The organism is Arthrobacter sp. SAFR-179 (assembly GCF_059414945.1).
In genome coordinates, this window is record NZ_JBPFDM010000001.1 from 45,410 (window position 1) to 66,070 (window position 20,661).

At 68.0% G+C, this 20,661-nt stretch carries 23 protein-coding genes; 11 read left to right on the forward strand and 12 right to left on the reverse strand.

The genetic code is table 11. The features are described from left to right. Positions 1-3: 3 nt before the first annotated feature. From ACR65K_RS00220 to ACR65K_RS00230, 3 genes are read right to left on the reverse strand one after another with little or no spacing between them, the layout of a single operon-like run. Positions 4-720, reverse strand: coding sequence for a GAF and ANTAR domain-containing protein (locus tag ACR65K_RS00220; RefSeq protein ID WP_056328962.1), 717 nt, complete (start codon positions 718-720; stop codon positions 4-6). Then, positions 717-935 (reverse strand): hypothetical protein, encoded by a 219-nt coding sequence (locus tag ACR65K_RS00225; RefSeq protein WP_056328965.1) that lies wholly within the window; start codon positions 933-935, stop codon positions 717-719. The genes ACR65K_RS00220 and ACR65K_RS00225 overlap by 4 nt, the downstream gene beginning before the upstream one ends. Then, positions 935-1,192 carry a hypothetical protein gene (locus tag ACR65K_RS00230; RefSeq protein WP_056328967.1) on the reverse strand — a complete coding sequence of 86 codons (258 nt, stop codon included), beginning with the start codon at positions 1,190-1,192 and terminating at the stop codon, positions 935-937. The genes ACR65K_RS00225 and ACR65K_RS00230 overlap by 1 nt, the downstream gene beginning before the upstream one ends. 252 nt (positions 1,193-1,444) lie before the next feature. Here ACR65K_RS00230 and ACR65K_RS00235 point away from each other — a divergent pair, with 252 nt between their 5' ends. The 3 genes from ACR65K_RS00235 to ACR65K_RS00245 are packed head-to-tail and all read left to right on the forward strand — an operon-like array spanning position 1,445 to position 4,379. Continuing rightward, a complete protein-coding gene (locus ACR65K_RS00235) occupies positions 1,445-1,798 on the forward strand; it encodes a DUF8129 domain-containing protein (RefSeq protein ID WP_440150845.1) in 354 nt (117 codons plus the stop codon). A 27-nt stretch (positions 1,799-1,825) separates the two neighbouring features. Beyond that, the gene (locus ACR65K_RS00240) at positions 1,826-3,259 is read left to right on the forward strand and encodes a M20/M25/M40 family metallo-hydrolase (RefSeq protein ID WP_440150846.1); all 1,434 of its coding nucleotides are present in this window, start codon (positions 1,826-1,828) and stop codon (positions 3,257-3,259) included. Beyond that, positions 3,240-4,379, forward strand: coding sequence for a carboxylate-amine ligase (locus tag ACR65K_RS00245; RefSeq protein ID WP_440150847.1), 1,140 nt, complete (start codon positions 3,240-3,242; stop codon positions 4,377-4,379). The genes ACR65K_RS00240 and ACR65K_RS00245 overlap by 20 nt, the downstream gene beginning before the upstream one ends. A gap of 18 nt (positions 4,380-4,397) precedes the next feature. Here the strand turns inward: ACR65K_RS00245 and ACR65K_RS00250 are convergent, their stop codons facing one another. The 6 genes from ACR65K_RS00250 to ACR65K_RS00275 form a co-directional block, all read right to left on the reverse strand. Beyond that, positions 4,398-5,990 carry an alkaline phosphatase family protein gene (locus ACR65K_RS00250; RefSeq protein WP_440150848.1) on the reverse strand — a complete coding sequence of 531 codons (1,593 nt, stop codon included), beginning with the start codon at positions 5,988-5,990 and terminating at the stop codon, positions 4,398-4,400. A 49-nt stretch (positions 5,991-6,039) separates the two neighbouring features. Then, positions 6,040-7,182 (reverse strand): alkaline phosphatase family protein, encoded by a 1,143-nt coding sequence (locus ACR65K_RS00255; protein ID WP_440150850.1) that lies wholly within the window; start codon positions 7,180-7,182, stop codon positions 6,040-6,042. Between the two features lie 175 nt (positions 7,183-7,357). Continuing rightward, positions 7,358-8,122, reverse strand: a complete 765-nt coding sequence (locus ACR65K_RS00260; RefSeq protein ID WP_440150851.1) for an ABC transporter permease — start codon at positions 8,120-8,122, stop codon at positions 7,358-7,360. Continuing rightward, complete coding sequence (locus ACR65K_RS00265) at positions 8,122-8,892, reverse strand: ABC transporter ATP-binding protein (RefSeq protein WP_440150853.1); 771 nt, start codon at positions 8,890-8,892, stop codon at positions 8,122-8,124. The genes ACR65K_RS00260 and ACR65K_RS00265 overlap by 1 nt, the downstream gene beginning before the upstream one ends. Positions 8,893-8,919: 27 nt before the next feature. Next, entirely contained in the window at positions 8,920-9,285 is a 366-nt protein-coding gene (locus ACR65K_RS00270; protein ID WP_440150855.1) for a DUF1048 domain-containing protein, read from the reverse strand. Between the two features lie 2 nt (positions 9,286-9,287). Then, positions 9,288-9,632 carry a PadR family transcriptional regulator gene (locus ACR65K_RS00275; RefSeq protein ID WP_440150856.1) on the reverse strand — a complete coding sequence of 115 codons (345 nt, stop codon included), beginning with the start codon at positions 9,630-9,632 and terminating at the stop codon, positions 9,288-9,290. A 197-nt stretch (positions 9,633-9,829) separates the two neighbouring features. Between ACR65K_RS00275 and ACR65K_RS00280 the strand changes: the two genes are divergently transcribed. The 8 genes from ACR65K_RS00280 to ACR65K_RS00315 are packed head-to-tail and all read left to right on the forward strand — an operon-like array spanning position 9,830 to position 17,342. Continuing rightward, positions 9,830-10,186, forward strand: a complete 357-nt coding sequence (locus tag ACR65K_RS00280; RefSeq protein ID WP_440150857.1) for an SPW repeat domain-containing protein — start codon at positions 9,830-9,832, stop codon at positions 10,184-10,186. A gap of 14 nt (positions 10,187-10,200) precedes the next feature. Next, positions 10,201-10,332 (forward strand): hypothetical protein, encoded by a 132-nt coding sequence (locus ACR65K_RS00285; protein WP_440150858.1) that lies wholly within the window; start codon positions 10,201-10,203, stop codon positions 10,330-10,332. A gap of 5 nt (positions 10,333-10,337) precedes the next feature. Further along, positions 10,338-11,678: a phosphoribosyltransferase family protein gene (locus ACR65K_RS00290; protein WP_440150859.1), complete on the forward strand. Its 1,341-nt coding sequence runs from the start codon at positions 10,338-10,340 to the stop codon at positions 11,676-11,678. Beyond that, positions 11,675-13,525, forward strand: coding sequence for an acetate--CoA ligase (acsA, locus tag ACR65K_RS00295; RefSeq protein ID WP_440150861.1), 1,851 nt, complete (start codon positions 11,675-11,677; stop codon positions 13,523-13,525). The genes ACR65K_RS00290 and acsA overlap by 4 nt, the downstream gene beginning before the upstream one ends. Further along, entirely contained in the window at positions 13,522-14,577 is a 1,056-nt protein-coding gene (gene pdhA, locus ACR65K_RS00300; protein WP_440150862.1) for a pyruvate dehydrogenase (acetyl-transferring) E1 component subunit alpha, read from the forward strand. Before acsA ends, pdhA begins: the two co-directional genes overlap by 4 nt. Next, positions 14,574-15,566: an alpha-ketoacid dehydrogenase subunit beta gene (locus tag ACR65K_RS00305; protein ID WP_056328992.1), complete on the forward strand. Its 993-nt coding sequence runs from the start codon at positions 14,574-14,576 to the stop codon at positions 15,564-15,566. The genes pdhA and ACR65K_RS00305 overlap by 4 nt, the downstream gene beginning before the upstream one ends. Further along, positions 15,559-17,070 carry a dihydrolipoamide acetyltransferase family protein gene (locus tag ACR65K_RS00310; protein WP_440150863.1) on the forward strand — a complete coding sequence of 504 codons (1,512 nt, stop codon included), beginning with the start codon at positions 15,559-15,561 and terminating at the stop codon, positions 17,068-17,070. Before ACR65K_RS00305 ends, ACR65K_RS00310 begins: the two co-directional genes overlap by 8 nt. 29 nt (positions 17,071-17,099) lie before the next feature. Continuing rightward, complete coding sequence (locus ACR65K_RS00315; RefSeq protein ID WP_440150864.1) at positions 17,100-17,342, forward strand: acyl carrier protein; 243 nt, start codon at positions 17,100-17,102, stop codon at positions 17,340-17,342. Between the two features lie 9 nt (positions 17,343-17,351). Here the strand turns inward: ACR65K_RS00315 and ACR65K_RS00320 are convergent, their stop codons facing one another. The 3 genes from ACR65K_RS00320 to trxA all read right to left on the reverse strand — a co-directional run bounded on the left by ACR65K_RS00320 (position 17,352) and on the right by trxA (position 20,658). Beyond that, positions 17,352-18,641: an MFS transporter gene (locus tag ACR65K_RS00320; RefSeq protein WP_440150866.1), complete on the reverse strand. Its 1,290-nt coding sequence runs from the start codon at positions 18,639-18,641 to the stop codon at positions 17,352-17,354. Positions 18,642-18,783: 142 nt separating this feature from the next. After that, complete coding sequence (locus ACR65K_RS00325; RefSeq protein WP_440150867.1) at positions 18,784-20,184, reverse strand: MBL fold metallo-hydrolase; 1,401 nt, start codon at positions 20,182-20,184, stop codon at positions 18,784-18,786. Between the two features lie 111 nt (positions 20,185-20,295). After that, positions 20,296-20,658: a thioredoxin gene (gene trxA, locus ACR65K_RS00330; RefSeq protein WP_440150868.1), complete on the reverse strand. Its 363-nt coding sequence runs from the start codon at positions 20,656-20,658 to the stop codon at positions 20,296-20,298. Positions 20,659-20,661 lie beyond the last annotated feature (3 nt).

The following is a 20,661-nucleotide window of genomic DNA, read 5'->3' on the forward strand; positions in this document are numbered from 1 at the left end:
CCCCTATGACCCCGCGGGCGGCACCCTGGTGGCCAGTTGCTCACTGACCTCAACCAAGGTGGCACCTGACACCCGCGCGTTTTGGATCAATTGCTGCAGGGCGCGCTCATGGCTGATGCCCTGCCGTTCCATCAACATCCCGCAGGCACGGTTGACGGTGTCCCGGCTGGCCAGGCTGGCCTTGAGGCTTTCCGCCATCCGCAGCGGGGCTTCCGTCCCTTGGATGTGGGCCAGCAGGGTGGCTGCCGTTTCTGCAAAAAGGGACAGGGCCCGTCCGGTTGACTCGTCGTATTGGCCCGGCAGCGCCGAATAGATCTTGAAGGCACCCAGCGCTTCCTTGCCAACCACCAGCGGCGCACTCACCACCGACCGGACCGGGAGTGACGCCACTGCGGATTGCCAGCGCGGCCAGCGGGTATCCGTTTGGAGGTCCTCGATGATGACCACTGTGCCAGTCGCCCATGCCGTAAGGCAGGGGCCCTCGCCGAGCTCGTACTGGGCAGCGTCGAGCTTCTCCACCAGTGAATCGGTAGCGGCGCTGCTCGTGCGCTTGCCCGCGGCATCCATCAAGGACACTCCGGCACCGGGACTGCCAGGCAGCGACTCCTTGATGGCCTGGGCCAGGAGTGCCACCGCGCGGTCCACCTTCTCCTCCGTCAGCAGGAGCCCGCGGATGCGGGCCACGGCCGCGGTCAGATCGTCCAGCGGCAGCTGCGTCATCCCGGCACCGGGTCATCATGATCTGGAATTTCCATCTGGAACCCGCAGGCGCAGCGCAGCACACTGGTTGCCAGGTACACGCCCAGGGCCTCGGGCAGCCGCTGGCTCACGTAACTGCCGTGGATGGTGCGCATCTCCGCGCCGGCAGCGCCCATCGGTTCTCCGCAGTGCATATAGTGCCCGTTGGCATACAGCACATCCAACTGGGTGGACATCAGGCCACCGCCGGGTAGCTGTAGAGGATGTAATCAGCGGCGGCAGGACCCGTCATCCGCAGGTGGCTGTTCCGGACGTCCACGCCGCAGCGCAGCATGCCTGCCCGGAAGGCCTGATCGGATTTTGGCGCCCGGCCGTGCAGGGCCGCCCAGCTCACGTACAGGCCGTAGAGGCAGTCGGGACCCAAGGGAAATTCATCGAAGGGGTCCGGGTGCGTGGCTTCGTCAAGGAACTGCTGGAATTGCGACAATGCCATGTTAAAGGCTCTTTCGCTTCTGCATCCTGCGCCGCCGTTGCACTACAGCAGCTACTCCACGCCGGCCTGTGCAGGGGGCCGGGGGAGGACGGGGCATGATTCCCGTCACAAGTTCGAATTTACCTGAGCAGTCGGGGGATGTACAGCAGGGCCTGGGAGCTCTGTACCAACGCCAAACCTTTGGGTACCGTAAAACAAGTAAGCGTACTTACTAAGTTCCAAGAAGGACCCCAAAGGACAAAGGGAGGACCCATGAACAACCCATCGCAGGACAACAACGCTCCCCGCCACAGCGACCTGCCCCTTCCGGATTACGACCATTTGCCGGTGGCTACCCTGCCCACGCGGATCACGGGCCTGACCGAATCGGACGTGCAACAGCTGATCAGCTACGAGAAGGCACACGGGAACCGGCTGCCCGTCCTGCAGGTCCTGGAGCACCGCCTTCAGGCCTTGCAGAACGGGGCGGAGCCAAGCGGCTCCCAGACCCCGCCCACGCCCGAGGTGTCCGGCGGCCAGGGCCCGCAGCAGCCTGCCAGCGTGCCCGGACCTCCCGTCAACCCGCCGTCCCAGGGCGTTCCTACCAATCCTGCACAACCGCGCTAGCGGGACGGTTAGGCAGGGCGCGCGGATATGGAGGGCGAAGAGCACGACGACGTCGGGCGCCTGCGTGCAGGCGTCCGGTCACGTGAGGCGGAATTGGAGCGGCGGCTGGCGGAGTGGGTGCGCGTCCCGGGCATCCTGGGAGTGCCCGAACACTCCCAGGACCTGCTCCGTTCCGCCAACTGGCTCGCCGGCGAATTCCGTGAAGTGGGCTTCCCCGTGGTGGAGGTGCTGCCCACGGGAGAGTCCCACGCCGTGTACGCGGAGTGGTGCAATGACGCCGGAGCGCCAACGGTCCTGGTCTACAGCCACCATGACGTCCGCGAGGTGAAGCCGGAGAACTGGGCCATGACGGCGCCTTTTGAACCGGTACTCCGCGAAGGCCGGCTGTACGGCCGGGGAAGCTCCGACGCCAAGGGCCAGATCCTGGCGCATTTTGAGGGGCTCCGGGCCCACCTGCAGGAGACGGGCACGCCGAAGATCAACCTGAAGTTCCTCATTGAAGGGGAGGAAGAAGGCGGCTCACCGCATCTGGCCAAGCTGCTGGCGGACAACGCCGAACGGTTCGCCGCAGACCTGGTCCTCTTTTCCGACACCCTCCTCTGGCACGCCCGGCACCCGGCCGTCTGTGTCAGCCTGCGCGGCATGCTCAGCGTGCACCTGGAGGTGTACGGGCCCGGGCGGGACGTGCACAGCGGCGCCGTGTCCGGTAACGCACCCAACCCCGCCTTTGAGCTCGGCCGGCTGCTGGGGCTCCTCCACGACCAGGACGGCCGGGTGGCAGTTCCCGGCTTTTACGACGACGCGGCGCCGGACCCGGCCGGCCTCCGGAACGCGCTGGCGGACCTGCCCTTCAGCGAAGAGGACTGGCTGGCCCGCTCCGAAACCGGCGCCATCACCGGCGAGAAGGGATACACCGTGCTGGAACGGCTGTGGCTGCGCCCCGCCGTCGAGGTCACCTCCATCATTGCCGGCGACGCGCTGGGCGTGTCCCGCGCCGCCGTACCCGCTGTTGCCTCGGCGGACCTCAGCTTCCGGACAGTTCCCGGCCAGCGCCTGGAAAAAATCGCCGAGCAGCTGCAGGAGTGGGTGGCCGGCACCATCGGCGACGCCTACGGGTTCAGCCTGGTCCCGGACCTGGAAACGGCGCAGGAACCCTACCTGACGCCTGACCATCCAGCCGTCGCCGCCCTGGAAAAGGCCATGGCGCGTGGTTTTAACGCCGAACGGGCTGGGCGGATGGGCAACGCCGGCGGCGGTCCCGCCGAGCTGCTGGGACGCAGCCTCTCGGCGCCCGTACTCTTCTTTGGCACCGGCCTGGTGGAGGACCACTGGCACGACAGCGACGAGAGCGCCAGCCTGGACGTGCTGATGGACGGGGCCCTGACGCTGGCTTGCTTCTGGGACGAACTTGCAACCATGCAATGGGAGAAGGGCGACGACGATGGACACCTACGGCAATGACGGCACCGGCGGCGCCGGCGCGGGTAAGCGAACGTTCGGCATTGAGGAGGAGCTGCTCCTGGTGGACGCCGCAAACGGCGAAGCCGTGCCCATGGCAGGAGAGCTCCTGAACCTGTACGTCCGCCCTCTGGTGGCCGGGGCCGGGCCCGTCCTCACCGCCGAGTTCCAGCAGGAAATGATCGAGGTGGTCACCCCGCCGCACGCTACTTTGGCGACGCTTGAGCGGGACATCGTGGCGGGACGGGCCGTCGCCCACCAGGCGGCAGAGGACGTCGGGGTCAGGGTGGCCGCCCTGGGTACCTCACCGCTCCCGGCCGATCCCCATCCCGTGCAGCTCCGCCGGTTCAAGGCCATGACGGAGGAGTACGGGCTGACGGCAAGGGAACAGCTCACCTGCGGCTGCCACATCCATGTCTCGGTGGAGTCGTCGGAGGAAGCGGTGGCTGTGCTGGACCGGATCCGCATCTGGCTGCCGGTGCTGATCGCGCTCAGCGCCAACTCGCCGTTCTGGCACGGCAGGGACAGCGGTTATGCCAGCTACCGCTCGCAGGTGTGGAACCGCTGGCCCTCCGCCGGGCCGCTGGAGATCCTGGGCACCCCGGATGCCTACCACCAGCTGGTGCACGACATGGTGAGCACCGGCGTCGCCCTGGACGAGGGCATGATCTACTTTGATGCCCGCCTCTCCCGGCACTACCCCACGGTGGAGATCCGGGTGGCCGACGTGTGCCTGCGTCCGGAGAACACCGTGCTGCTGGCGGGCATCGCCCGGGGCCTGGTGGAAACGGCGGCACGCGAATGGCGGGAGGGGACGCCGCCGGTGGCGGTGCCGTCCGCGCTGCTCCGGCTGGCCGGCTGGAAAGCCGGCCGCTGGGGCCTGCGGGGCGAGTTGCTCGATCCCCAAACGCACCGACCGGCGCCCGCGCTCGCCGTCGTAAATTCCCTGCTGAACCATATCCGCGGGGCGCTGGAGGACATGGATGACCTGCAGCGGGTGGAGGACCTGGTGGACAGGGTGCTCGCCGGCGGCACCGGTGCAGTGCGGCAGATCGAGGTGCTGCACCGGACGGGGGACCTGGAGAGCGTGGTCCGTGACGCTGCGGACTGCACTGTGTCCTGAAGCCGGGCGCGGCGGGCGTCAGTACGTGGTCGCGTCGGGCAGGATCAACGGCGGCAGCGGAGCCTGGTTGAAGTCGAAAGAATTGGCCAGATCCCCCAGCTGCGGATTGTTCTCGCGGACCCCGGGGCGGTTGTCCGGCCGGCCGTCGGTGGCGGGGTCGATGCGTTCGCCGCCCAGGAAGTCATCCTCGATGAACTTGAAGTAGGCGTCCTGGCTGAGGACCTGGTGGTCGATGTAGCCCCTTTTGGCGTAGGGGCTGATCACCAGGGCCGGCACGCGCAGGCCAAACCCGGCGTTGTCCACCACAGGCGGCTGGACATGGTCGTAGAACCCGCCCCAGTCGTCCCAGTTCAGGAAGATGGCGGTGCTGTCCCAGTCCGGGCCGCTCATGACGGCGTTGACCAGCCCGGCAACATACTGCTGTCCGGTGCTGACTTTGGCCGGCGGGTGTTCGCTGACCTCATCGCTTGGCGCCACCCAGCTGACCGCGGGAAGCCTGCCCTGCCGGGCATCCTCGTAGAAACCACTCAATGATTTGATGTTGCCCTGCTGGCCGTTCTCCTTGACCGTGTCGAAGTACGGAAGCGGGTTCCAGCGGCCCGGCGTCTCGGCGTCCTGCTCAATGGGATCGCAGGTGGCGGCATCGTTCCGGCAGTCCGGCTCGGTGCCGCTGAACACGTAGTACGCCCATGGCACCGAGTGTTTGTGGAGCAGGTAGGTCAGGTCGGTCCAGGCGTAGCTCGGCTGTTTCAGGTTCTTGGCTGCTCCCGCCAGCTTCTCCTTCAGGGCGGCCGGAAGGTCCGCCACGTCCACTGCGGCCTTGCAGGTGGGATAGGAATCGGTGCGTTTGCAGCTGGCCGTGGCCAATTGCCGGGCCTGGCCGGCAAGGCCGGGGTCTGCGCCCGCTGCTTCCAGCGCCTCGCGGCAGGGCTGCACGTCCTGGCTTTCCTGGCACTTGCCGATCAGGCTGTCATCGAAAGCTTCCTTCTCCGGTTCATTGTCCAGGCCCTCGAGCGCGTCCACGCACGACGCCGGGTCCCCGGCCTTGGTGCACTTGGCCGACCATTCCGAGACCATATAGAGGTGGGCCTGCAGGCTTCCGGCTGCGGCGGAGGTGAACATGTGGTCCTGCAGCACGAAGTTGTCCGCGTAGGCCCAGTAGGTGGGCAGCTGCTTCCGGTCGTGGTAGCCCATCACGTCGGTTTTCCTGGACTTGTACCTGCAGTCAGTGGCCTCCGGCTCACAGTGGGCGATGTCCTTTTCCGCCTGGGCCACGAACCCGTCCATGGCACCGTTGTTGATGTCCGCCGCCGCGTCCGCCGGGCTGTGCGGGCCGCCGTCGTTGCTGTCCGACGAATCGTAGAACGGCGCCACGCAGCCGCCCCGTGCCGGGTCCGGGAGGCAGGCGGCCGGCTTGCCGTCCTTCATGGGAATCCCGTCGGCACCCGGGTAGGTGCCGAAGTAGCTGTCGAAGGACCTGTTCTCCTGGGTAATGATCACCACGTGCTTGATCTTGGCGATCCCCGTTTCAGTTCCGTTTGCGGCGGGTGGGCCTGGACGCAGCGTGGTGGAAAGTACGACGGCGAGCACCACCAAAACCGCCACCGTCACGGCAGCAGCCAGGGCAGTCCGCCGTCGTCCTTTCGCTGGAAAGCCCACCTTAGGAGGCCCGCTGGAAGACGTCGCCGCCGAAGGCCTTCACCCCGGGGTCCGCCGCCATTCCCAGCCGCGGGAGGTGGAAGAGGTCCTCGATGGTGGCCAGCAGGCTGTAGTGGTTGTAGGGCTGCTCCGACGATCCGCCCGCTGCGCTGAACGGGGACAGGACCAGGGCGCCCACCTTGCCCCCGGCGGCACCCCCGGCCGGGCTTCCCGCCTCTCCCGCCGGCGGGCCGCCCGTGTCCCCGTCAGTCTCGTCGAAGGTGATCACCAGCATGCCGTCCTGCTTGTACGCCGGGGACGACAGGATGGCGGGCACCTGGTCCTTAAGCCACCCGTCAGCCGCCGCCAGGCCTCCCGGGCTGCCGTCGGCGCAGCTGGCATCATGCCCGTCGTGGCACAGATTGGGCGTGATGTAGGCCAGGTCCGGAGTGGTGGCCACGGACTTCAGGTCATCCGCAAGGTGGGACAGGTTGACCACGTTCCTGGCGCAGTCCCCGGAGGAGATGACGGAGCGGAAGTAGACAAAGGGATTGTGGTGCGTGGAGTACTCCTCATCCGGGGTGGCCCGGATGTGGTCGTCGGCTTCCCCGAGGGCCGGGTGCTCACAGGGCTGCTGCATGTCCTCCATGTAGCCCTTCCACGTTTTGCCCTGGGTGGTGAGCTGGCCGGCCACGGTCTGGGTGTCCTTCGGGTAGACGCAGCCGTTGCCCTGGAGCGTGCCGTCCGGGCCGGTGCCGGTGGTCCTGAACGCGGTGTAGGTGCCGCAGTCCTCCCTCGTGCTCTTGTTGGGCGGCTGGCCGGAAATCTGAGCCAGGTAGTTGGGCAGCGAGTGGTGGCCTATGCCGTAGTAGTTCTGCAGCAGCACGCCCTGCTCCCGGAGGGTTTCCGACAGATAGGGGGCGGGGGAGCCGACGCCCCACACCACGTCGTAGCCCTTGTTTTCGAGGTTGATGACGAACACGTGCCCAGGGCTGCCCGACCGGCTTGGCGGGACCGGCTGGATGCTGCGGAACTGCGACGGAGCCGGCGCAGGGGTGGCCGGCTGGCAACCCGCCAGGACGGATACCAGCAGGGGCGCCACCAGGAGCAGGGCGGGAGCCGGCCATCGGCGGGCCTTCATCCGGGGAGCTGAACGGTGTTCCATGTCCGGCCTCTTTTGGTCGCAGCTGTTGCCCTGCCCGGCCGCCTTTGCAGCAGCCGGGCCGGGCAGGTGTGGCTCCCCAGCACTGCCGCCACTCTTGCACACCGGGGCTGCGTTGTGCAGGGGCAATCGCTGTGAATTAACCGTGAATTGGGTTGCTGACCCCGGAGTCCAGCGGTCAGCTGACCTTTTGGCGGTAAACACCGGCGGCCGCGGCGACAGCCAGCACGAGGATGCCGGCAAGCCAGGCGAGGGCCGTCCAGATGCCGGCACCCACCGCTTCCTGCGCGAACAGGGCGCGGATGGTATCGACAATGGAGGTTACCGGCTGGTTTTCGGCGAACCAGGCCACCGGGCCGGGCATGGAGTTGGTGGGAACGAACGCGGAGCTGATGAACGGCAGGAAGATCAGCGGGTAGCTGAAGCCGCTGGCCCCGTCCACGGTCCTGGCCAGCAGCCCGGCGATAACGGCAATCCACGTCAGGGCCAGGGTGAAGAGGAGGAGGATTCCGACGACGGCGAGCCAGGCGGCCACGGAGGCGCCGGTTCGGAATCCCATCAGCAGGGCCACGCCCACCACGATGGCCAGTGCGCTGAAGTTGGCGGCCAGGGACGTGAGCACGTGGGCCCACAGAACGCTGGGCCTGGCCACCGGCATGGACATGAACCGTTCGAAAATGCCGCCCTGCAGGTCCAGGAACAACCGGTAGGCGGTGTAGGCGACTCCGGACGAAATGGTGATCAGCAGGATGCCGGGCAGCAGGTAGTTGACGTACGGCCCGCCCGAGCCGGTGTTGATTGCCCCGCCGAAGACGTAAACGAACAGCAGCATCATGGCCACCGGCGTCACTGCCGTGGTGATGAGGGTGTCCGGGCTGCGGAGGATGTGCCGGAGCGAGCGGCCGGTCAGGACCCGGGTATCGCTGAAGAGATGGGAGGTCATCAGCTGTCCTTTCCGACGAGGGCGAGGAAGACGTCCTCGAGTGAGGGCTGTTTCTCGACGTATTCAACGGTGGCGGCGGGAAGGAGCCGCTTGAGTTCGGGAAGGGTTCCATTCTGGATGATGGTGCCCTGATGCAGGATGGCGATCCGGTCGGCCAGGTGTTCGGCTTCGTCAAGGTACTGCGTGGTGAGCAGCACGGTGGTCCCCTGGGCGGCCAGCCGGCGCACGGTGTGCCACACTTCGAGGCGGGCCTGCGGATCCAATCCCGTGGTGGGCTCATCGAGGAAGATGACCGGCGGGTTGCCGATCAGGCTCATGGCGATGTCCAGCCGCCGCCGCATGCCCCCTGAATAGGTGGATGCCCTGCGGTTCCCGGCTTCGGTCAGTGAAAACGAGTCCAGGAGCCCGTCAGCGATCTCTGCGTGGTTGCGAAGGTGCCGCAGCCTGGCCACCAGCACCAGGTTTTCCCGGCCCGTCAGAACGTCGTCCACCGCGGCGAACTGGCCCGTGAGGCTGATGGAGCCGCGCACCCCTGCCGGCTCCGCGCCGACGTCGTACCCGTTGACTGTGGCGGTTCCCGCGTCCGCCTTCAGGAGGCTGGACAGGATGCGCACCAGCGTGGTCTTGCCGGCGCCATTGGAGCCGAGGAGCGCGAAGATGCCTCCCCGCGGTACCTCAAAGTCGACGCCCCGCAGCACGTGCAGGTCCTTGAACGACTTTTCGATGCCCCGCACCCGGATGGCGGGCTGCAGGGCCTGGTCAGTGGTCATGACCGGTCCTTTCTTCTTTGTGGACAGTCAGGCGCCGTCAGCGGCAGCCTGGTTGATGGCCTCCGCCAGGCGCTGGCGCTCCTTGTTGATCCATTGGCCGTCTGAATAGTTGCGGATGAAGGTTTCGGCGAACTCCACGGGGTCCTCTCCCACGATGTCGCGGATGGGGGTGCCGTCCGCGGCGGCCCCTTCGATCAGGTCGGCGAGGTCCTCGAGCATTTGCATGAGGACATCGCCCTTGACGATGGCGGCGGCGTAGGTGAAGTACCGTTCCAGTGCATCGATGGTGGTCCGGTAGCTGCCCGGCAGCTGTTCCTTGCGGGCCTTGTAGACGCGCCAGCGTTTCTTGTCGTCGAAGGAACCGGTGACTTTTTCGAGCCATCCCTGGGCCATGGTCATTCTCCTTTTTCCTGTTGTTGGTTGCGGTGCAGGTGCCCGATGCGTTCGGCGAGGAAGCTCCAGGTGTTCCAGAACTCCGCAAGGTAGCTGCTTCCCGCGGCGTTCAGCGTGTAGACCTTGCGCGGCGGCCCTTTCTCGGAGGGAACCTTTGCCACGTCCACGAGGCCGCGTTGTTCGATGCGGACCAGCAGCGCGTACACAGTTCCCTCAGCGATGTCAGTAAAGCCCTGCTCCCGCAGCCGGGCCGTAATTTCGTAACCGTATGCCGGCTGCGCGGCGAGGATGGCGAGGACGATGCCCTCCAGCGTGCCCTTGAGCATTTCGGTCATTTGCTTGCCCATCGGGGGCTCCTTGACTACTCAGTAATGCTGACTACCACTACATAGTAACACTGAGTACCTGAAGCGCAATGCCCGCCTAGGTCTTTCTGCCCTAGAAGGTGGTGTGCCGGAAGCGTTGACTGGGATTGCGGGCGGTGAACGCCCTCCCGGGACGGAAAGCGCAAGGCTGCCTGCCCGGAACCGAAAGGAAAACCCAAGTGAAAAAGTGGTATCGGTGGCAGGACTACGTAACGGTTGCCGCCGGTCTCTTCACCGCCATCGCGGTCCTGTGGACACGGCAGCAGAATATGTCCACCACCTTCATGCTCCTCTTCGGCGGACTCCTGATCATCAGCGGCGTCATCAACCTGGCCATGCCCGGAACACCGGCCATGGAATACGTCCAGGCTGCCCTTGCCGCCCTGCTGATCCTCTCCCCGTGGATCGGCTCCTACACCGGCGCCACCGGCGCTGCATGGACATCCTGGATTGCGGGCGCAGTTGCGCTGGTGGTCACCGCCGTGGCCATTAAGCCCAGCACGGATGCCCATCACAACCTCCGCATGTCGCACTAGCGGAGGTATCCGCCATGACCGAGGTGCTGCACCATGAAGCAGGGTTCGGAACCGTGCTTGTTGAAGCTGACGACCGTCCGGCCGCACGTGCAGCACTGGAGGCCATGGCGGCACTCTTCCCGGACCAGACCATCGCCGGCGGGTGACGGTGATGGCTGCCTTTCATGACAGGTCCGACGCCGGGCGGCGGCTGGGCAAGCGGCTTGCCGGCCTGCGCGGCCGGGACATTGTGGTGCTGGGCCTGCCCCGCGGCGGCGTCCCCGTGGCATTCGAGGTGGCCAAGGCCCTAGGGGCGCCACTGGATGTGATCGTGGTGCGGAAACTGGGCGTCCCGTTCCAGCCCGAGGTGGCAATGGGAGCCATCGGGGAAGGCGGCGTCCGGGTCCTGGATCCGCGCACCATCTCCATGGCCCGGATTTCCCAGGAGGACCTGGAACAGGTGGAACGGCAGGAGCGGGCACTGCTGGAAAGCAGGGTGGAGCGGTTCCGCCAGGGGCGCCGGCGGCTTGACCTCGCCGGACGCACCGTGGTGATCGTGGACGACGGCATCGCCACCGGGTCCACCGCCAGGGTTGCCTGCCAGGTGGCCCGGCAGCTCGGGGCGGCCAAAGTGATCCTTGCCGTTCCTGTTGCTCCCGCGCGCGCCATCGTGGAACTCAAGGAACCGGACGACGTCGTGTGCCTGCTCTCGCCCCAGGACTTCAAGGCCGTGGGCTACTACTACCACGACTTCTCGCCCACGGACGATAGCGAGGTGGTGCAGCTGCTGGATGCCGCCGTGCCCCCACCGCACCACCGCGGCGAGGAAAGCCTCAACGGCAGCCTGGCAGACGACGTCGACATCCCGGCGGGCGCTGTTGTCCTGCGTGGCAGCCTGTACCTGCCGGCAAGGTGCGACGGTACCGTCCTTTTCGCGCACGGCAGCGGCAGCAGCCGGCACAGCCCCCGCAACCGCTTTGTGGCCTCGGTCCTGCACGGGGCGGGCCTGGGCACGCTGCTCCTTGACCTGCTCACGCCCGAAGAGGAGGTCAACCGGGCCAACGTGTTTGATATCGGCCTGTTGGCGCAGCGGCTTTCCTCCGCGACCCACTGGCTCGAAGCGCGGCATGACGGGTCCGCCGGCCGGATCGGCTACTTCGGTGCCAGCACCGGAGCCGGCGCCGCGCTGTGGGCCGCAGCCGAGCCCGGTGCCGAGGTGGCCGCCGTCGTCTCCCGCGGCGGCCGGCCGGACCTGGCCGGGCCGCGGCTCGCCGCCGTGAAGGCCCCAACGCTCTTGATTGTCGGGGGCGCCGACGACCAGGTGCTGGCCCTGAACCGCCAGGCCATGGCAGCCATGCAGGCCCCCACCCGGCTGGAGATCATCCCCGGTGCCACCCACCTCTTCGAGGAACCCGGCACCCTGGCCATGGCGGCGAGCCTGGCCGCTGACTGGTTCCGGCAGTACCTCCTGCCATCCCCGGTGGGACGGTCCAGGCCGGAGGCCAGGGAATGAACCCGGCAAACACGGGCGCCCGAGTGGAGGGGTCCACGCGCTGGCCGGCCATCAGCAAGAATGTGGCCGCCTTCCCGGTCCAGCCGAACATGCCTGATTACGACGCCGCCCGGCGCGGCTTCAGCTGGGACCAGGCGCGGCAGGCGCTGGCAGGGCTGCCCGGCGGCCGGGGACTGAACATCGCCTATGAGGCCGTGGACCGGCATGTGGCGGAAGGCCGGGGCGGCAAGGAAGCCCTGCGCTTCGTGGGGGCCGACGGCGGCACCCGGTCCCTGAGCTATGCCGACCTTGCCGGCCGGAGCGGCAGGTTCGCAGCCATGCTCAAGGGTCTTGGGGTGGGGCGCGGCGAGCGGGTCTTCTCACTCCTGGGCCGCAGCCCGGAACTGTACGCAGCCGTCCTGGGCACTTTCAAGAACGGCAGCGTCTTCTGCCCGCTGTTCTCCGCCTTCGGCCCCGAACCGGTACGGCAGCGGCTGCACCTCGGGGACGGCCGGGTGCTGGTGACCACCAAGGCGCTCTACCGCAAAAAGGTGGCGCCGGTACGTGACTCCCTTCCCGGACTCCGCCACATCCTGCTGGTGGACGCGGACGGCCGCCCCGAGCCGGAAACCCTTGACCTGGCCGAACTCCTGGCCCAGGCGGACCCCAGCGGGGAGATCGCCGATACCCAACCCGGGGACATGGCCCTGCTGCACTTCACCAGCGGCACCACGGGCACACCCAAGGGCGCCATCCACGTCCATGACGCCGTCACCGCCCACTACACCACGGGCCGCTTGGCCCTGGACCTGCACCCTGACGACATTTACTGGTGTACCGCCGACCCCGGGTGGGTCACCGGCACGTCCTACGGCATCATCGCCCCGCTGGTGCACGGGGTCACCGCCATCGTGGATGAGGAGGAGTTGGACGCCGACCGCTGGTACCGCATCCTCGCGGAGCAGCATGTCACGGTCTGGTACACGGCCCCCACGGCCCTGCGGATGCTCATGAAGGCCGGCGCGGAAAGAGCCGCCGGCCATGACCTGTCGGCGCTGCGCTTCATCGCCAGCGTGGGGGAGCCGCTGAACCCGGAAGCGGTGGTGTGGGGCCGGGACGTCCTGGGCCTGCCGGTGCACGACAACTGGTGGCAGACCGAGACCGGCGGCATCATGATCGCCAACTATCCCGCCATGGATATCCGCCCCGGCTCCATGGGCCGGCCGCTGCCCGGGATCGAGGCGGCCCTGGTGGCCCGCGACGCCGACGGCAAACCCGTCATCAGGGACGGCCAGGCCGTCCTGGTCACCGGGCCTGACACCATGGGCGAGCTGGCGCTGCGCCCCGGCTGGCCGTCCATGTTCCGCGGCTACCTCAACGAGGAGGAGCGCTACCGGCGCTGCTTCGCCGGCGGCTGGTACCTCACCGGGGACCTGGCAAAGCGCGACGGCGACGGCTACTTCTGGTTCGTCGGCCGCGGCGACGACGTGATCAAGTCCTCCGGCCACCTGATCGGCCCCTTCGAAGTGGAGAGCTGCCTGATGGAGCATCCTGCAGTGGCCGAAGCCGGCGTGATCGGGGTGCCGGACCCCGTGGCCGGCGAGCTGGTCAAAGCGTTCGTGGAACTCAAGCCCGGGAACGAGCCCACCGAGCAGCTGCAACTGGACATCATCGGGTTCGCGCGCAAACGGCTGGGCGCCGCCGTGGCGCCCCGCCTGCTGGACTTCACCACCACCCTGCCCAAGACACGCAGCGGCAAGATCCTGCGGCGGCTCCTGAAATCGCGTGAACTGGGGCTGCCCGAAGGCGACACCTCAACGCTGGAATCCCCGGCAGGACCCGCCGTGACACTGATGGACCGGCCATGAGCACCCTGAGGGGCCAGACGGTCCCGGACCCGGAGCACGCCCTGCACCTCCTGCGGCAGATGCTGCGGGTGCGCCGGCTCGAGGAAAAATGCATCGAGCTGTACAGCGCCGCCAAGATCCGCGGTTTCCTGCATGTCTACATCGGCGAGGAGGCCGTGGCTGCCGGGGTGATGGAAACCCTGGCGCCGGAGGACGCGGTGGTGGCCACCTACCGTGAACACGGCCATGCCCTCCTGCGCGGCGTCTCGGCAGGGGCCATCCTCGCCGAAATGTACGGTCACGCCGAGGGCTGCTGCCGCGGCCGCGGCGGCTCCATGCATCTCTTCGACGCCGCCACCCGCTTCTACGGCGGAAACGCCATCGTGGCAGGCGGGCTGCCGCTCGCCGTCGGCCTGGCGCTCGCGGACCGGATGGCCGGACGCCAGCGGGTGACCGTCTGCTTCTTCGGCGAAGGGGCCGTGGCCGAAGGCGAGTTCCACGAAAGCATGAACCTGGCCGCGCTGTGGCAGCTGCCGGTGCTGTTCTGCTGCGAAAACAACCTGTACGCCATGGGCACCGCGCTGGGCCGCTCCGAGTCGCAGACGGACATCGCCCTCAAGGCCGCCGGGTATGAGATCTCCGCCTGGGCGGTGGACGGCATGGACGTGTTCGCTGTCGAGGAAGCCGCCCGCCGCGCGGTGGACGCTGTCCGCTCCGGCGGCGGCCCTCACTTCCTGGAACTGCGCACATACCGGTTCCGCGCCCACTCCATGTTCGATCCGGAGCTGTACCGGGAGAAATCCGAGGTGTCCCGGTGGATGGAGCGGGACCCCATCAGCCTGCTGCGGGGGACCATGCAGGCGGCGGGGCAGCTGCCCGAGGGGGCCTGGGCTGCGCTCACGGCCGACGTGGACGCGGAGATCAGCACCGCGGTGGGATTCGCCGAGAACGGGACGCCCGAACCGGTGTCCGAACTCACCCGGTTCGTCTACAGCGACCGGACCGATGACAGCAGCACAGGCAACGGGGCCACCGGCGGCGGCCAGGCAGGGAAAGGCGGGGCGGCAGGATGAAAACCACCTACCGGGAAGCCATGCGCGCGGGCCTCCGCGACGCCATGCAGCGCGACGAACGGGTGTTCCTCATGGGGGAGGACGTGGGCAGGTACGGCGGCAGCTTTGCGGTCAGCCTGGGACTTCTGGAGGAGTTCGGTCCGGAGCGGATCCGTGACACCCCGCTCTCGGAGTCCGGGTTCGTGGGCGCAGGAATCGGCGCTGCGCTGGGCGGGATGCGTCCCGTCGTCGAAATCATGACCGTCAACTTCAGCCTGCTGGCGCTGGACCAGATCATCAACAACGCCGCCACCCTGCTGCACATGTCCGGTGGCCAGTTCAACGTGCCCATCGTCATCCGGATGACCACCGGTGCGGGCCGGCAGCTGGGCGCCCAGCACTCGCACAGCCTGGAGGGCTGGTACGCGCACATTCCAGGGCTGCGCATCCTGGCGCCGGCCACGCTGGCCGACGCCCGCGGCATGCTGTGGACCGCACTGCAGGACCCCGACCCGGTGCTGATTTTCGAACACGGCTCGCTGTACAACGTGGCCGGGGAGCTCGACGACGAGGCCGGGGCCGTGGACATCGACAAGGCAGCGCTCCGGCGGCGGGCAGACGGCCACGGGGACACCCTGACGCTCATCACCTACGGCGGCACCCTGCCCATGGTGCTGGAGGCCGCGGACCAGCTGGCCGGGCAAGGCATCGACGCCGACGTCATTGACCTCCGCACCCTCCGCCCGCTGGATGCGCATACCGTTATGGACAGCGTAGCCAGGACGCACCGGGCAGTTGTGGTGGACGAGGGCTGGCGCAGCGGCAGCATCTCTGCCGAGATCTCGGCCAGGATCTGCGAGCAGGCCTTCTTCGACCTCGATGCCCCCGTGGAACGCGTGTGCAGCCTGGAAGTACCCGTCCCGTACGCCAAACACCTGGAGGACGCCGCGCTGCCGTCCGTGGCGCGGGTCATGGCCGCAGCGCGAAGGGCCGTGGGGGCCAATGGCTGAGCTCCGGATGCCGTCCCTGGGCGCCGACATGGAGCACGGCAAAGTGGTGGAGTGGCTGGTCAAGCCCGGGGACTACATCCACAAAGGCGACCTGGTGGCGGCCGTGGACACCGACAAGACCGTCATGGACATCGAGTCGTTCCAGGAAGGCGTGGTGGCCGAGTTCCTGGTGGACATCGGCGACACCGTGGACGTGGGCACCCCCATCGCCCGGATCACCGCCACCCCCGCCGAACTCCCGCCACCCCCGCTCACTTCCGGCACCATTTCCCCCAACGCCCGCTCACCTTTGACAGCTAAAGAGCCAACGCCCGCTCACCCGCGCGGGGAGGCCGCGCCGGCCGGGCACGGCGCAAAAGTCCCGCCGCCCGTGCGGCACCTTGCGCACACGCTGGGGGTCGACGTCGGACGCATCAGCGGCACCGGCACGGACGGCGAGGTGACCAGGGCCGACGTTGAACGCGCCGCGGCAGCGTCCGTCACCAAAGCACCGGATGCTCCACCAGTGGCTGCCGACGCGCCGGCTGCACCGGCGGCCGCACCCGCGGCGGCTGAAACCCACCGCGTCCGGTCGTCCCCGCTGGCCCGGCGGCTGGCCGCAGAGCTCGGCGTCGAGCTGCAGGCAATCACGGGGACAGGGCCGGGCGGTGCAGTCACTGAGGAAGACGTGCTCGCCGCCGTTCCACCCAGGGGCCGGGCAGCCAAGGAACGGCCACCCGAGGAACACGGCGCGGAAAAGCCCGCGGAAGCACCGCCGTCGGAAACCCAACAGCCGGAAGCCCGGCCCGTGCCCCTGGCGGAGGCACCAGGGCGGAAACAGCCGACGGCGGACGGTGGCAAGGCGGAAAGCCTGCGGCAGGCGATCGGCGCGCTGATGTCCCGCTCCAAGAAGGAGATCCCGCACTACTACCTGTCCACCACCCTTGACCTGGCGGCCGCGATGGCGTGGATGCAGGCCGCGAACCAGCAGCGGCCCGTGTCATCGCGCTTGGTTCCGTCCGCCCTGCTGCTGAAGGCCACCGCGGTTGCGGCGAAGGAGGTGCCGGACATGAACGGCTTCTTCACCAAAGGCACGTTCCAGCCCAGCAGCAGCGTGCACCTGGGCGTGGCAGTGGCCCTGCGGCACGGCGGCCTGGTGGCGCCGGCCCTGCACGACGCCGACACGCTGACGCTCGAGGAGCTCATGGTCCAGCTCCGCGACCTGGTGGGCCGGGCCAGGGCGGGCCGGCTGCAGCGCTCCGAGATGGCTGATCCCACCATCACCGTGACCAACCTGGGCGATCTGGGGGTGGAAAGCGTGTACGGGGTGATCTACCCGCCCCAGGTGGCCATGGTGGGCTTCGGCAAGATCCTGGAGCAGCCGTGGGCGCACAACGGAATGCTCGGCATCCGGCACGCCGCCATCGCCACGCTGTCCGCGGACCACCGGGTGAGTGACGGGCTGCGCGGGGGACGCTTCCTTGCACGCATCGACGAACTGCTGCAGGCGCCGGAGAAGTTGTGAGCTGACGTACCAGTGAGTGAGGAGGAGCCGTGAACGAACAGGATGCGCGCCAGGCGGTGGAGGCGGCGATCGGCAAGGTGGCGCCCGACGTCGAGCCGCAGGACCTGGAAGACAGCGCGCGCCTGCGCCAGGACCTGGAACTGGACTCACTGGACTTCCTCCGCCTGGTGGAAGTCATCGCGGAGTCGACGGGGGTGGACATCCCGGAAGCGGACTACCCGGCCGTGGTCACCGTGGGCGGGCTGGTCACGTACGTCGCCGGGCACGGCTAAAGCATCCCGTCAGCCCGCGGCGTGGTCGTTCCCCCGCATCCGGACGGCGACCACCACGCCGGATGCTGCGGTGAGCACCGCGACGGCGGCGATGGCGGCGGGGATGCCGTACAGGTCGGCGAGGACGCCGGACAGGAGGGCACCGACGGCGAATCCGCCGTCGCGCCACAGCCGGTACACCCCAACGGAGCGCGCCCGCCAGACCGGGTGGGCGACATCGCCGACAGCGGCCAGCAGGGTGGGGTAGACCATGGCGGTTCCCAGGCCCAGCACGACGGCGGCGGCGAGCCAGGGCCCAAAGTTGTGGGCTGAGGCGGTGATGGCCAGGGCCACGGCCTGGACCAGCATGCCGGCCGCGATGAACCATTTCCGGCCCCACCGGTCTGATGCGGCGCCGGTGACCAGCTGGGCCGCGCCCCAGGCGGCGGGGTAGGCGGCGGCCAGGATGCCGATCTGGCCAAGGCTCAACCCCGCACCGGCGAACAGGACGGGGAAGAGGCCCCAGGCCAGGCCGTCATTGAGGTTGTTGACCAGGCCGGCCTGGCTGGCTGCTGAGAGGGAGCGGTCCTTGAAGCTGGTGAGGGTGAAAACCTGGCCCGTGGTGAGCCCGGCGTGGGCGCTGCCGTGGGCGCTGCCGTGGGCGCCGGCGTGCTGGAAGGCCTCCGTCCTGGCGTGGTGGTGGGTTTCCTTTACGGCCAGGACCGTCAGTCCCAGGCCGAGGGCGATGTAGGCGGCGCCCAGCAGGAACGGGGCCGGGCGGAGGCCATAGGCGGTGGCCAGATAGCCGGTGGCCAGCGCGGTGACGGCAACCCCCAGGTAACCCGCGGCCTCGTTGAAGCCCATGGCCAGCCCGCGCTGCCGGGGGCCCACGAGGTCCATCTTCATGATCACGGCCGTGGACCAGGTGAGGCCCTGGCTGATGCCCAGCAGCACGTTGGCCGCAACGATCCAGCCCCAGGACGGACCGAAAATGAGCATGAGGGGGACGGGTACCGCGGCCAGCCAGCCCGCCACGAGGACGGGTTTGCGGCCGTAGCGGTCGGAGAGCGTGCCGGCAAAGTAGTTCATGGCGGCCTTGGACAGGCCGAAGGCGAGGATGTACGTCAGCGCACCGGTGTACAGGTCCAGGTGGAATGTCTGGGATGCGAGCAGGGGTAGGACGGTGCGTTCCTGTCCCAGGGTGCCGCCCACCAGAGCGTTAACGGCCACCAGCAGCATGAACTGCGCCAGGTTCTGCCGCAGGCCCAGCACTGCGCCGGCTGAACCGGCGGTTCCGGAGGCAATGGTGCTGGGTCGCATTGGTGTCTCTATCGCTAGGCATGAAGGTGGCCCGGGCGCGTGGGGGCGCGCCCGGGCCGGGGCCGGAAGCGCGGGGGACGCATCCGGACCGGAACCCGGGCGGGAGGGGGGTCCTGCCCGGGTGGTCTTGGGGTCGCTGTGCTTAGGCGGCAGGGACGCTGTTCCGCCAGGCGTTCCAGGCGGCGTAGCTGCCGTCGAGTTCGACGACGTCGTACCCGGCCCGGCGCAGGGCGCTGGCGGCTACGGAGTTGCGTACGCCGGACTGGCAGTAGGTCACGATGGGTCCGCCAACCGGCAGCTCATCCAGGTGCCACATGAGGCGGCCGCCGCTGAGCTGGTACGAGCCCGGGACGTGTCCGGCCTTGTGCTCGGTCTTGTTGCGGACATCCAGGACCATGGCTGCGTCGAAGCCTTCGAGTTCCTCGGGCTGGATCAGCTTGGGGGTGAAGGTGGGCAGTCCCTCGACGCTGGTCAGGTAGCCGGCCACGTTGTCGATGCCCACGCGGACCAGGTGGTCCCACATGTCCTGGGCCTGCTCCTGGTCCTTGGCCAGCAGTACCAGCGGGTTCTTGTCCGTCTCCGGGTTGACCACCCAGGCGCCGTAGCTGGCAACGGACTTGCCGGCCGGAACGTTCAGGGACCGGACTACAGTGCCTTCGTGGACGGCGCTGTTGGAGCGGGTGTCGATGAAGGTCAGGGTGTCTTCTGCCAGCCCCTCAGCCACGACGGCGGCGTCCAGTTCCTGCAGCGGTTCACGCTCGCCCATCACGTCCGGGCCAACGCGGTTTTCGCGCTTCATCCGGCCGAAGTAGGCGTGGGCGTCGGGCTGGCCGTCGAGGAGTTCGTCGATGAAGCCCTGCTCATCATTAGCGGCGAGGTAGGGGCCCCACCAGGCGTAGAGGCGTTCGTAGCCCACCGTGGAGGACGGGATGGCACCCAGTGCCTTGCCGCAGGCGCTGCCGGCGCCATGCGCGGGGTGGACCTGGACGTAGTCCGGCAGGGTGAGGAACTTGTCCCGCAGGCTGGCAAAGAGCTGTTTAGCTCCCACGAAGCGGGTGTCCACTCCGCCGGCTGCTTCGTCCAGCAGGTCGGGCCGGCCCAGGTCGCCCGAGAAGACGAAGTCTCCGGAGAGCAGGTAGCCGGGCTGGTCACTGAAGGCGCCGTCGGTTACCAGGAAGGACAGGTGCTCGGGAGTGTGCCCTGGGGTGTGGACCGCCTTGATGCTGATGTTGCCCAAGGTGATGGTGTCGCCGTCGTACAGCCGCTCGCCGTCGAACTCATACTGCCAGTCGGGCCCGCCTTCGCCGGAAACGTAGATCTTGGCGCCGGTGGCGGCGGCCAGTTCGCGGGTGCCGGAGAGGTAGTCGGCGTGGATGTGGGTCTCGGTGACGGCAGTGATCTTCATGCCGTTCCTGGCTGCAAGGTCCTGGTAGACGGCGATGTCGCGGCGGCCGTCCACCACAATGGCTTCGCCCTTGGCCTGGCAGCCGATCAGGTAGCTGGCCTGCGCGAGGTCTTCGTCGTAAATGCGCTCAATAAGCATCTAGTGCTCTCCTTCGGTTGAAAGGGGGTGGGAGGTTTGTTCTGAATCCAGTATAGATACCCCGGGGGGTATACCGCAACGAGGGAGCTGCGACTGTTTTAGCCCTATGGGTCAGGCGTGCTGGTGTCCGGCTTCGGCCCGGAGTGTGGCCATGTCCAGGTTCTTGACTGCCTGGATGACTTCCTCCAGGCCGGTGGCGTTGAGCGCGCCGGGCTGGGAGAAGACGAGGGTCTTGTCCTTGAAGGCCATCAACGTGGGGATGGACGTGATGTTTGCGGCGGCGGCGAGGGCCTGTTCGGCTTCGGTGTCCACTTTGGCGAATGTGATGTCAGGGTGCCGTTCGGCGGCGGCGCCGTAGGTGGGTGCGAACATGCGGCAGGGGCCGCACCATGCTGCCCAGAAGTCAACGAAGACGATGTCGTTGGCCTCCAGGGTCTGGGCGAAGGATTGGTTGGTGATGTCGATGGTTGCCATGGT

Coding starts and splice junctions, on each gene's coding strand:
- ACR65K_RS00220 (WP_056328962.1), bottom strand. CDS start 720: ATGACGCAGCTGCCGCTGGACGATCTGACCGCGGCCGTGGCCCGCATC.
- ACR65K_RS00225 (WP_056328965.1), bottom strand. CDS start 935: ATGTCCACCCAGTTGGATGTGCTGTATGCCAACGGGCACTATATGCAC.
- ACR65K_RS00230 (WP_056328967.1), bottom strand. CDS start 1,192: ATGGCATTGTCGCAATTCCAGCAGTTCCTTGACGAAGCCACGCACCCG.
- ACR65K_RS00235 (WP_440150845.1), top strand. CDS start 1,445: ATGAACAACCCATCGCAGGACAACAACGCTCCCCGCCACAGCGACCTG.
- ACR65K_RS00240 (WP_440150846.1), top strand. CDS start 1,826: ATGGAGGGCGAAGAGCACGACGACGTCGGGCGCCTGCGTGCAGGCGTC.
- ACR65K_RS00245 (WP_440150847.1), top strand. CDS start 3,240: ATGGACACCTACGGCAATGACGGCACCGGCGGCGCCGGCGCGGGTAAG.
- ACR65K_RS00255 (WP_440150850.1), bottom strand. CDS start 7,182: ATGGAACACCGTTCAGCTCCCCGGATGAAGGCCCGCCGATGGCCGGCT.
- ACR65K_RS00260 (WP_440150851.1), bottom strand. CDS start 8,122: ATGACCTCCCATCTCTTCAGCGATACCCGGGTCCTGACCGGCCGCTCG.
- ACR65K_RS00265 (WP_440150853.1), bottom strand. CDS start 8,892: ATGACCACTGACCAGGCCCTGCAGCCCGCCATCCGGGTGCGGGGCATC.
- ACR65K_RS00270 (WP_440150855.1), bottom strand. CDS start 9,285: ATGGCCCAGGGATGGCTCGAAAAAGTCACCGGTTCCTTCGACGACAAG.
- ACR65K_RS00275 (WP_440150856.1), bottom strand. CDS start 9,632: ATGGGCAAGCAAATGACCGAAATGCTCAAGGGCACGCTGGAGGGCATC.
- ACR65K_RS00285 (WP_440150858.1), top strand. CDS start 10,201: ATGACCGAGGTGCTGCACCATGAAGCAGGGTTCGGAACCGTGCTTGTT.
- ACR65K_RS00290 (WP_440150859.1), top strand. CDS start 10,338: ATGGCTGCCTTTCATGACAGGTCCGACGCCGGGCGGCGGCTGGGCAAG.
- acsA (WP_440150861.1), top strand. CDS start 11,675: ATGAACCCGGCAAACACGGGCGCCCGAGTGGAGGGGTCCACGCGCTGG.
- pdhA (WP_440150862.1), top strand. CDS start 13,522: ATGAGCACCCTGAGGGGCCAGACGGTCCCGGACCCGGAGCACGCCCTG.
- ACR65K_RS00305 (WP_056328992.1), top strand. CDS start 14,574: ATGAAAACCACCTACCGGGAAGCCATGCGCGCGGGCCTCCGCGACGCC.
- ACR65K_RS00310 (WP_440150863.1), top strand. CDS start 15,559: ATGGCTGAGCTCCGGATGCCGTCCCTGGGCGCCGACATGGAGCACGGC.
- ACR65K_RS00320 (WP_440150866.1), bottom strand. CDS start 18,641: ATGCGACCCAGCACCATTGCCTCCGGAACCGCCGGTTCAGCCGGCGCA.
- ACR65K_RS00325 (WP_440150867.1), bottom strand. CDS start 20,184: ATGCTTATTGAGCGCATTTACGACGAAGACCTCGCGCAGGCCAGCTAC.
- trxA (WP_440150868.1), bottom strand. CDS start 20,658: ATGGCAACCATCGACATCACCAACCAATCCTTCGCCCAGACCCTGGAG.